Genomic DNA, 9718 nt, shown 5'->3' on the forward strand with positions numbered 1-9718 from the left:
GGTCCATGATGCGACCCGGGGTGCCCACGACGATGTCGACGCCGCGGCGCAGCGCCGACAGCTGCTGGCCGTAGCCCTGACCGCCGTAGACGGGAAGCACCGAGACGCCCTTGATGTGCGCGGCGTACTTCTCGAACGCCTCGCACACCTGCAGCGCGAGCTCGCGGGTCGGGGCGAGCACGAGGGCCTGCGGGTTCTTGTGGCCGGTCTCCATCTGCGACAGCACCGGAAGCGCGAACGCGGCGGTCTTGCCGGTACCGGTCTGGGCGAGACCGACGACATCGCGCCCCTGCAGGAGGACGGGGATCGTGGCGGCCTGGATGGCCGACGGGGTCTCGTAGCCGACGTCCTTGAGGGCCTTGAGCACGGCGGCATCCAGTCCCAGGTCGGCGAAGGTGAGCTGCTCGGGGGCGGTGTCCGCCTCTGCGGAGGGGACGGGGTTTTCGGATGCCATGACTCCACGGTAGTGCGCCACCCCGGGAAACCCCCGTTCGAGGCCGCGCGGAGGGTCTACCCTGAGCGGACGCGCCGACGGCGGTGCGTGCGCGCCTTGCGTATCCGCGCGTTCACCGAAGGGTTCTAGCGTGAGCGACATGTCCACTCCCGGCGCCGCGCCCGCGGCATCCCTCCCCTCCACCGACGGCAAGCGGCCGGTCCTCGCCTGGGCGCTGTGGGACTGGGGGTCGGCGGCGTTCAACGCGGTGGTCACGACGTTCGTGTTCAGCACGTACCTGTCGAGCTCGCTGTTCGTCGACCCCGCGATCGTCGCGACTGCCGGCGATGACGAGCGCAACCCGGAGCTGGTGAGGGCCCTCGCCGAGAACGCGAGCCTCGTCGGCACCGCGCTCATGATCGCCGGGATCGCGGTCGCGCTCCTCGCTCCCGTGCTCGGTCAGCGCAGTGACGGCACCGGGCACCGCAAGCTCTGGCTGGCGATCAACACCGGCGTGGTCGTGGCCGCGATGGCGGCGATGGTCTTCGTCGAGGGGACGCCGCAGTACCTCGTGCTCGGCGCGACCCTGCTGGCGGTCGGCAACGTCTTCTTCGAGTTCGCGAGCGTCAACTACTACGCGATGCTGTCGCAGGTCTCCACGCGCGAGAACGTCGGCCGCGTCTCGGGCTTCGGCTGGGGCATGGGATACGTGGGCGGCATCGTGCTCCTGCTCCTGCTCCTGGTGCTGTTCATCCAGGGGTTCGGGAACCCGGATGCCGCCGGCATCCTCGCCGTGTCGCGGGACGGCGGTCTGAACGTGCGGCTGGCCGTGCTGGCATCCGCGATCTGGTTCGCATTGTTCGCGATCCCGGTCCTCGTGCGGGTGCCCGAGATCCCGCCGCAGAACCGCAAGGTGCGGGTCGGCTTCTTCCAGTCGTACGTGCTGCTGTGGGGGACGCTGCGCTCGCTCTGGCGCGACAGCCGCCCGGTGCTGCTCTTCCTCGTCGCGAGCGCGATCTTCCGCGACGGCCTCGCCGGCGTGTTCACCTTCGGCGCGATCATCGCGGCGCAGGTGTTCGGCTTCTCGGCGACCGAGGTGCTCTACTTCGCGGTCGCCGCCAACGTCGTCGCCGGCATCAGCACGATGTTCGCCGGACGCCTGGACGACCGCTTCGGCCCGAAGCGCGTCATCGTGTTCTCGCTCGCCGGACTCATCGTGCTGGGCACGGTGGTCCTGTTCATCGGCACGTCGCAGCCGCTGTTCTGGGTGGCCGGGCTCGGCCTGGGGCTGTTCGTCGGTCCGGTGCAGTCGGCGAGCCGCACGTACCTTTCGCGGGCGACTCCCGAGGGTCGCGAGGGTGAGATCTTCGGCCTGTACGCCACGACGGGACGGGCGGTGTCGTTCCTCGCGCCCGGGCTGTTCGCGCTCTTCGTCGGGCTGACGGGTGACACGCGCCTCGGGATCCTCGGCATCGTGCTGATCCTCGCCGTAGGCCTGGCGCTGATGATCCCGGTGCAGAACCGCCCGACCGCGATTCGCTGACGCGGGGCCGGGGGCGCGCCGGACCGGACGCTGCGGCGGCGGGGCGAGAACAGGCCCCGCGCCGAGAACAGGGCGATCGAGCCGAAATCGGCCTGTTCTCGCGGCATCCCCTGTTCTGACGACACCGGGATGCCGCGGCGTCAGTCCTGCGGCCAGGCGTCGGCGAACTTTGCCAGGAGGCGGGCGAAGTCGGCGCGCTCGGCGTCGGTGAAGGACTCCAGGGCGGAGCGCACGGCATCCCGTCTCCTGCCCCGCAGGCTCGAGACGAGGCGTTCGCCCTCGGCGGTGAGGCGCACGCGGGTGCGGCGGGCGTCGTCGGGATCGGGCTCGCGTTCGATCAGGCGCATCTGCACGCCCTGCTGCACGAGGCGCGACGCGCGCGGCTGATCGACACCGACGGCGTCGGCGATCTCGCTCACCGACAGCGGACCGGATGCCGAGACCAGGGCATCGAGCATGCGCAGGCGCGCGACTCCCCCGAATCTGCCCTGACCCGGATCGGCCCACGGCGGGCCGCCGTGGAACGGGTGCGGACCGTGACCCCGGTGCTCGTGGGCGTGGGGGCCGCCGTGTCCCCCGCCGAACGGCGCGCGCGGACGGCGACCCCGCAGTTTCGCGAGGGCGGCGGCGATCTCGTCGGCGGGGTCGGTGGTCATGCGCCGATTTTACATGTCGCTTGACAAGCATCTGGAATACATGTCACAGTACATTCGTTGTCACATGACATGTACTCGGCGGACTCTCCGCCAGACGAAAGGAACACCCCATGAACACCTCCACACCTCTGGATCCCCGCAGCCTCGCCCATCGCCTCACGACGGTCGGACACGCGCTGCACCACCGCCTGTTCGCGCAGCTGCGCGACAGCGACCTGCACCCCAAGGCCGTCCTCGTGCTGCGCGCGATCGACGGCCGCATCGACGCGCCCTGGATCGCCGAGCGGCTCGCCCGCGGCGGCAAGCGCGTCACCTCCCTCGCCGAGCGCGGGTGGATCGAGCGCACCGACGACGGCTGGGCTCTGACCAGCGAGGGTCGCGAGATCCTCGACCGAGTGGATGCCGAGCGTTCGGCGCTTCTCGCCGACGTCCCGGCCGAAGATCTCGCGGGTCTGCTCGCCGCCCTGGACGCGGTGTCCGCGGCGCTGGGCATCGACGCGTCGGACGCGACGCCGTTCGGGCGCGGCTTCGGCCCGGGCCGCGGCTTCGGCCCGGGCTTCGGTCCCGGCCGCGGCTTCGGTCCCGGCGGGCGCGGGTTCGCCCGCGGCGAGCGTGGCGCCGAGGAGCACGGTCGCGGCGACCACGGCCACGGCTGCGACCCTCGTCACGGTGGACACGCGCACCACGGACGGCAGGCTCACCACGGCCACGGCCGTGACGACCGCCGGTCGGCGCAGCGCGCGTACGAGCGCGGTTTCGACGCCGGATTCAGCCGCGGCCGCGAGGCTTCGGCATCCGGTGACTCCATGGCATCCGAGTGATCATCGATAAACGCTCTCCGCTGCCAGAAACGCGTGTACACCGCGTTTCTGGGCGGGAATCGCGTTTATCGCTGGAGACGACGCCGCACCGCGAGCGCACAAGACAACAGCCCCGCCGAGGTCGACTCGACGGGGCTGTTGTCGTGCGGATCACCGCCCGGCGGAACCCGCGTCGGTCGAGCCGACGTCCGTGCGGTGGAAGTTGAGCGCGGAACGCGACGCGGTCGGACCGCGCTGCCCCTGGTAGCGGTTGCCGTAGGGCCCGGAGCCGTAGGGGTTCTCGGCAGGCGAGGTCAGGCGGAAGTAGCAGACCTGCCCGATCTTCATGCCGGGCCAGAGCTTGATCGGCAGCGTCGCGACGTTCGAGAGCTCGAGCGTGACGTGTCCCGAGAAGCCCGGGTCGATGAAGCCGGCGGTGGAGTGGGTCAGCAACCCGAGGCGTCCGAGCGACGACTTGCCCTCGAGGCGCGCCGCGACGTCGTCGGGCAGGGTGACCCGCTCGAAGGTGGAGCCCAGCGCGAACTCGCCCGGGTGGAGGATGAACGGCTCGTCCGGCTCGACCTCGATGAGGCGCGTGAGCTCGGGCTGGTCCTCGGCGGGGTCGATGAACGGGTACTTGTGGTTGTCGAACAGCCGGAAGTACCGGTCGAGGCGCACGTCAACGCTCGACGGCTGCACCATGGCCGGATCGAACGGGTCGAGTCCCAGGCGTCCGTCGGCGAGTTCGGCGCGGATGTCGCGATCGGAGAGCAGCACGCGCCCAGCCTAGGCCGTGGGGCCCCGCTGCATCGCCGAGAGCACACGTTCCGTGCGAGCGCACCTGTTCCGCGCGACCACAACGTACGCTCTCGCGCGGATCGTGTGCGCTCGGGACCCAATCGCGAGCCGGATGCCACGGGAGACGCTGTTATGCTGGCGGGAGTGCCGTCAGGCGCTCGGGGCTGTAGTTCAATGGCAGAACTTCTGCTTCCCAAGCAGACAGCGCGGGTTCGATTCCCGTCAGCCCCTCCCCATGCATCGCGTGCTCGGCATCCTCGTCACCGCGCTGCTCGCGCTCGGCCTCACGGCCTGCGCTCCGGCCGCGGAAGAGCCCGCGCCGTCGACAGCGCCCGGGGCGACCACCGTCGCGTTCTACGGAGACTCGTACACGCGGGGCACGGGAGCCAGTTCCTCCGAGAATCGGTGGTCGACGATCATCTGCGCCGAGCGCGGGTGGACCGAGATCAACCGCAGCGAGAACGGCCTCGGCTTCGTCAACCGCCGCGCGGGCATGGGACCGGGGCTGGATGACATCCCCGCCCAGGTCATCCGCGACGAGCCCGACACCGTGTTCGTGACGATGGGGCTCAACGACAACTTCAGCTACGACCGCGCGGCGGCCGAGATCCGCGCGACGATCGACAGCGACCTCGACCGGCTGCGCCAGGGTCTGCCCCGCGCCCGGATCATCGTGGTCGAGCCGTTCTGGTACACCGCCGACCGACCGGAGTCCGTCGACATCATCATCGGGTGGGTGCGCGACGCCGCCGAGCGCATCGGAGCCGATCACATCGCCGGCGCGAGCCGCTGGCTCGACGGGCACTACGCCGACGACGCGGACAGCTGGATGGCCGACGACGGACTGCACCCGAACGACGTCGGCTACGCCCAGATCGCCGAGCGGATGGATGCCGAGCTCCGCGCGCTCGGCATCTGACCGGCCGCAGCCCCTCAGTGGTGGGAGGGGTGCCGACGTTCGAGCGCGGCGCCCTCGACGTCCACGTCGGGGAGGACGCGGTCGAGCCACCGCGGCAGCCACCACGCCGACCGTCCGAGCAGGTGCATGACGGCGGGCATCAGCAGCATCCGGACGATGAAGGCATCCAGGAGGATGCCGACGGCCAGGCCCAGTCCGAACGACTTGATGATGACCGCCTCGCTCGTCACGAATCCGCCGAAGACGGCGACCATGATGATCGCCGCGGCGATGACGACGGTGCGCCCCGCGCGGAATCCCTGCGCCACGGCGAGCCGCGCGGGTGAACCGTGGACGTACGCCTCCCGCATGCCCGTGGCGAGGAACAGCTGGTAGTCCATCGCCAACCCGAAGAGGATGCCGACGAGGATGACCGGCAGGAAGCTCAGGATCGGACCGGTCTGGTGGATGCCGAGCAGCGGAGCGAACCATCCCCACTGGAAGATCGCCGTGACCGCGCCGTACGTCGCGAACAGGGACAGCACGAACCCACCGGTCGCGACGAGGGGGACCAGGAGCGAGCGGAACACCATGACCATGATGAGGAACGACAGGCCGACGACGACCGTGAGGTACAGGGGCAGGATGTCGGCGAGCCCCTCGGAGATGTCGATGTTGATGGCCGCCTGCCCGGCGACCCCGAGCGCGATGTCGCCGTCGACGGGCGGGAGGGCACGAAGGTCCTGGACGAGACGCTCGGTGGAGGCGCTGCTGGGTCCTTCGGTCGGTATCACCTGGAAGGCGGCGAGGCGCGCGTCGTCGGAGACCGCGACGGGGGCGACCGCCACGACGTCGTCCTGCGCGGCGAGGACCCTCGCCACGGCAAGCTGTGCGTCCTGGACCCCGTCGTCGTCGAGCCCGTCGGGAAGAGCGGCGGTGACGAGAAGGGGACCGTTCACGCCCTGCCCGAAGGCCTCCTCCGTGACGGTGTAGGCGCGGTAGCCGGTCGAGTCCTCCGCCTCGGATCCGCCGTCGGGCAGACCGAGCCGCATCGACAGCGCCGGGATGGCGATGACCAGCAGAGCCACGATGGTGACGACCACCGTCACGACGGCCCGGATGCCGGACATCGGGCGCACGCGCGACCGTGGGCTCTCCGCGGCGACGGCGGCGTCGGCGGCACGCACGCGGGCGCGCCCGCTGAGCACCCGCCTCCCGGCGAGACCGAGGAAGGCCGGGATGAGCGACACGGCGATCAGCACCGCCACCGCGACGCTGATCGCGCCCGCGGTGCCCATGAGACCGAGGAACGGGATGCCGGTGATGTTGAGCGCGAGGAGCGCCACGATGACGGTCGTGCCGGCGAAGACGACGGCGGTTCCCGCGGTTCCGTTGGCGAGGCCGATCGACTCGATGACGTCCGCCCCCTGCAGCAGCTGACGCCGGTGCCGGTAGACGATGAACAACGCGTAGTCGATTCCCACGGCGAGGCCGAGCATGACGCCCAGGAACGGCGTGACGGATGCCATCTGAATGACGCCCGAGAACGACAGGGTGGCCATGGCGCCGATCGCCACACCGACGAGGGCGGTCACGATGGGGAAGGCGGCGGCCAGCGCGGAGCCGAGGACGACGACCAGCACGATGGCCGCAATGGCCACACCGATCACCTCTCCGACGCCGAGGATCTCCGGGATGCCCTGCGAGATGTCGGTCGAGATGCCCACCTGGACACCCTCGATGGGCGCCCCCTCGAAGTGCTCGATCACGGCATCCTTCGAGGTCTGGGCGAGTTCGAGACGGGGTTCGGTGAACGAGACGTTGACGACCGCGGTGGAGCCGTCCTCGGAGACGACGCGGATGCCGTCGGCGTACGACAGCAGCTCGGCGCCGCGCTCGAGCTCGGCCTCGGACGCATCGAGTTGGACCAGGCCGTCGCGCACCTGCTGTTCCTGGGAGTCCAGCTCCGCCGCGCCGGCATCGAGTTGCGCCTGCTGCTGGTCGAGGGCGGCGAGTCCCGCGCTCCGCTGGGCTTCGGGGGCCTCCTGCAGCTGCGCGCGCGCCGCGTCCAGCTGCGCCTGGCCGGCCTCCAGATCCTGCCGCGCCGCGGCGATCTGTTCCTGCCCGGACTCGGCCTGCGCCCGGGCGGCGTCGAGCTGCGCGCGCCCGTCCTCGACCTGTCGGCTCCGGTCCGCGAGCTGCTGGGACGCCTCGAACGGGTCGATGACGTCGGCGACATCGGGGAGGTCCCGCGCCGAGGTGACGAGCGAGCTGATCTCGCTGCGCTGGTCGTCGCTGAGCGGGGAGCCGTCGTCGGTGGAGAAGACGACCGTCCCACTCGCGCCGCTGAAGTCGGGCAGCTCCTCCTCGAGTTGCGCGACGACCTCTCCCGATGCCGTCCCGGGGATGTCGAAGCTCGACGACAGCCCCTTGAAGCCGACGAGGAAGCCCCCGACGACGAGGCCGAGGATGACCGCCCACGCGGCGATCACGATCCAGGCGCGTCGCGCGGCGAAGGTTCCCAGTCGGTGCAGCAGCTCGGCCATCGGCATCCTTCGACTCGTAGACTCGGGGGCTCGGAGCCGCAGTGGACACCGCCCCGGAGAACCGCCGAAAAGATAACACGCACCGTCTCGTCTCAGCTGACAGGAGCCCTCATGGCGCACACTCGCAGCGGTCCCGTTCGCAGCGAGGCCGCTCGCCGGTCGATCCTCGCCGCCGCGGCCGAGATCTTCGCGGAGCGCGGCTACGACCACCTCACGATCGAGGGCATCGCGTCACGGGCCGGGGTCGGCAAGCAGACGATCTATCGGTGGTGGTCGTCCAAGAGCGACATCGTCGCCGAGTGCCTCCTGGAGCGCTCCCTGCTCCCCGACGAACTGACCCTTCCCGACACGGGAGACCTGCGCCGAGACCTGACGGCGTGGCTGCGCTCCATCGCCGCGATCATGGACGGCGGGCAGGGCGAGGCCCTGATGCGGTCGCTGATCGCCGCGGCCACCGAGAACGCGGAGATCGGGCGTCGGCTGCGCGACAGCCTCGCCGATGCCGACTCGCTCGCCGGACGGCTCGCCTCCGCCGCGGGGACGGAACCGCACCTCACCGCGGACACGCCGTTCGCGGAGCTCTCCGAGGCCCTCGTCGGCGCCATCGTGCTGCGCGTGTTGAGCCGGTCCCCGCTCCACGACGCGGTCATCGACCGGCTGTTGACCGCGACTCTCGGCCCGTCGCGACCCTGAGCGAGTGGGGCGACGCCGCTGGCTACGTCGCGCGCTGCCCCGACCGCACACGGAACCACAGCGTCAGGTCGGCGATCGCGCGTGCAGTGACCGTGGCATCCGCCGATTCGAGGTCGTCGAAGCTGTCTCGGAAGCCCTCGGGCGGCGGCGACGTGGACTCGCCCAGCTGTTCGTACGCCATCGTCCAATCGGCGAAGCGGCGTTCGGCGATCGGTTCGGACACGAGCACGCGCACATCGCGGTGCCGCGAATCACGTCCGATGCGGTCGATGGCATCCCGAACCGACGATTCGGGTCCCTCGAGCACCTGCAGGAACCGTCCGCCGCGATACAGCAGCAGACCCGACAGGTCGGTGCCGACGTTGGCGACACGGCTGGACTCGAGCAGCTGAGCCAGCTCGTCCTCGCCGAACGGCTCGGCGGCGGTGCTCGAATAGGTCATCGTGTAGAGGTCGTCGGCCATCAGCGCACCGCCGATCCGGGGAAGGCGTCCGGAACCTGGCGCAGCTCGATCTCGTGCGGTGCCGAGGTCGCTTCGGCGTGCGCGTGGGTGACGGCCGCCATGGCGGCGATGAGCCCGGGGAACTTCCCGACCGGGCGCGAGCGTCCGTTGTAGGCGAGGTACGTGCCGTCGGCCTCGCGGTCGATGTAGCCGAGGAACGCGCCGCGCGCACTCGCCACGTGGAAACCCTCCTCGACGCGCGACCAGACGACCCCGGCACCGGGGCGATCGTCGACATGCATGAATGGGGCTCCTTCCGACCGTGCCTTCTGCAAGCTACTCACCGGCACGGCGCGGACGAGCCGCTTGACAGATGCCGTCTCGTCACATCACCGCGGTGCGCACGGTCAGGGCGTCGTCGGTCCCGGATGCCTCGACGATGCGCCCGCCCGAGATCCGGTACATCGCGAAGGAGGCGATACTCACGCGCCGGCGAGTAGGGGAGGTATGCGCGTACGGGCCCGTGTGCGCGCCGCTTCCGCGCAGGTGGACGGCGAGGCGGTCCTCCTCGACGATCACCTGGATGCGGCGCCACTGCCAATCGGGGAATCCCCGGAGCAGGTCCGCGTACTCCTCGAGCCACGCGTCGGCCCCGGCCGGCAGATGCGCACGACGGACATCGGATGCCAGGAACTCCCTGATCGCGGCGAGATCGTGGCGGTTCAGCGCGTCGAGGAACTCCTGGAACCACTCGCGCATCTCCCAGGCTTCCACCCCTCGATTATCCGGGCCCCGCGCGCGTCGGCGGCGCGACGAGAACAGGCGGCGCGGCGCAGACAGGCCGATCCGTGCGGAATCGGCCTGTTCCCGTCCCTTCGCCTGTTCTCGCGGACCCGCCGGCGCGGCTCG

At 70.7% G+C, this 9718-nt stretch carries 11 protein-coding genes and 1 tRNA gene; 5 read left to right on the forward strand and 7 right to left on the reverse strand.

Going from position 1 to position 9718, the window contains the following annotated elements:
- A partial coding sequence (locus D8Y23_RS14940; RefSeq protein WP_128218872.1) for a DEAD/DEAH box helicase occupies positions 1 to 454 on the reverse strand: 454 nt, incomplete at its 3' end.
- 139 nt (positions 455 to 593) lie between these two features.
- Between D8Y23_RS14940 and D8Y23_RS14945 the strand changes: the two genes are divergently transcribed.
- Positions 594 to 1976, forward strand: a complete 1383-nt coding sequence (locus D8Y23_RS14945; protein ID WP_128218873.1) for an MFS transporter — start codon at positions 594 to 596, stop codon at positions 1974 to 1976.
- Positions 1977 to 2116: 140 nt separating this feature from the next.
- On the opposite strand, the gene D8Y23_RS14950 is transcribed toward D8Y23_RS14945, so the two are convergent.
- Positions 2117 to 2632 carry a MarR family winged helix-turn-helix transcriptional regulator gene (locus D8Y23_RS14950; protein ID WP_128218874.1) on the reverse strand — a complete coding sequence of 172 codons (516 nt, stop codon included), beginning with the start codon at positions 2630 to 2632 and terminating at the stop codon, positions 2117 to 2119.
- Positions 2633 to 2742: 110 nt separating this feature from the next.
- On the opposite strand from D8Y23_RS14950, the gene D8Y23_RS17010 reads away from it, so the two are divergent.
- Positions 2743 to 3453, forward strand: a complete 711-nt coding sequence (locus D8Y23_RS17010) for a hypothetical protein (protein ID WP_205797273.1) — start codon at positions 2743 to 2745, stop codon at positions 3451 to 3453.
- Between the two features lie 150 nt (positions 3454 to 3603).
- On the opposite strand, the gene dcd is transcribed toward D8Y23_RS17010, so the two are convergent.
- A complete protein-coding gene (gene dcd, locus D8Y23_RS14960; protein ID WP_128218875.1) occupies positions 3604 to 4209 on the reverse strand; it encodes a dCTP deaminase in 606 nt (201 codons plus the stop codon).
- Positions 4210 to 4390: 181 nt separating this feature from the next.
- Here dcd and D8Y23_RS14965 point away from each other — a divergent pair.
- Both D8Y23_RS14965 and D8Y23_RS14970 read left to right on the forward strand, forming a co-directional pair.
- Positions 4391 to 4461: transfer RNA gene (locus D8Y23_RS14965), tRNA-Gly, on the forward strand.
- A gap of 4 nt (positions 4462 to 4465) precedes the next feature.
- Positions 4466 to 5149 (forward strand): SGNH/GDSL hydrolase family protein, encoded by a 684-nt coding sequence (locus D8Y23_RS14970; protein WP_128218876.1) that lies wholly within the window; start codon positions 4466 to 4468, stop codon positions 5147 to 5149.
- A 14-nt stretch (positions 5150 to 5163) separates the two neighbouring features.
- Here the strand turns inward: D8Y23_RS14970 and D8Y23_RS14975 are convergent, their stop codons facing one another.
- Positions 5164 to 7674 (reverse strand): MMPL family transporter, encoded by a 2511-nt coding sequence (locus D8Y23_RS14975; RefSeq protein ID WP_128218877.1) that lies wholly within the window; start codon positions 7672 to 7674, stop codon positions 5164 to 5166.
- A 111-nt stretch (positions 7675 to 7785) separates the two neighbouring features.
- Here D8Y23_RS14975 and D8Y23_RS14980 point away from each other — a divergent pair, with 111 nt between their 5' ends.
- Entirely contained in the window at positions 7786 to 8367 is a 582-nt protein-coding gene (locus D8Y23_RS14980) for a TetR/AcrR family transcriptional regulator (protein WP_128218878.1), read from the forward strand.
- Positions 8368 to 8389: 22 nt separating this feature from the next.
- Here the strand turns inward: D8Y23_RS14980 and D8Y23_RS14985 are convergent, their stop codons facing one another.
- The 3 genes from D8Y23_RS14985 to D8Y23_RS14995 form a co-directional block, all read right to left on the reverse strand.
- Entirely contained in the window at positions 8390 to 8830 is a 441-nt protein-coding gene (locus D8Y23_RS14985; protein ID WP_128218879.1) for a BLUF domain-containing protein, read from the reverse strand.
- Positions 8830 to 9111: a hypothetical protein gene (locus D8Y23_RS14990; protein ID WP_205797275.1), complete on the reverse strand. Its 282-nt coding sequence runs from the start codon at positions 9109 to 9111 to the stop codon at positions 8830 to 8832. The genes D8Y23_RS14985 and D8Y23_RS14990 overlap by 1 nt, the downstream gene beginning before the upstream one ends.
- Before the next feature lie 82 nt (positions 9112 to 9193).
- Positions 9194 to 9583 carry an ester cyclase gene (locus D8Y23_RS14995; RefSeq protein ID WP_128218880.1) on the reverse strand — a complete coding sequence of 130 codons (390 nt, stop codon included), beginning with the start codon at positions 9581 to 9583 and terminating at the stop codon, positions 9194 to 9196.
- Positions 9584 to 9718 lie beyond the last annotated feature (135 nt).

The organism is Microbacterium enclense (assembly GCF_004022425.1).
Lineage (GTDB): Bacteria > Actinomycetota > Actinomycetes > Actinomycetales > Microbacteriaceae > Microbacterium > Microbacterium enclense_A.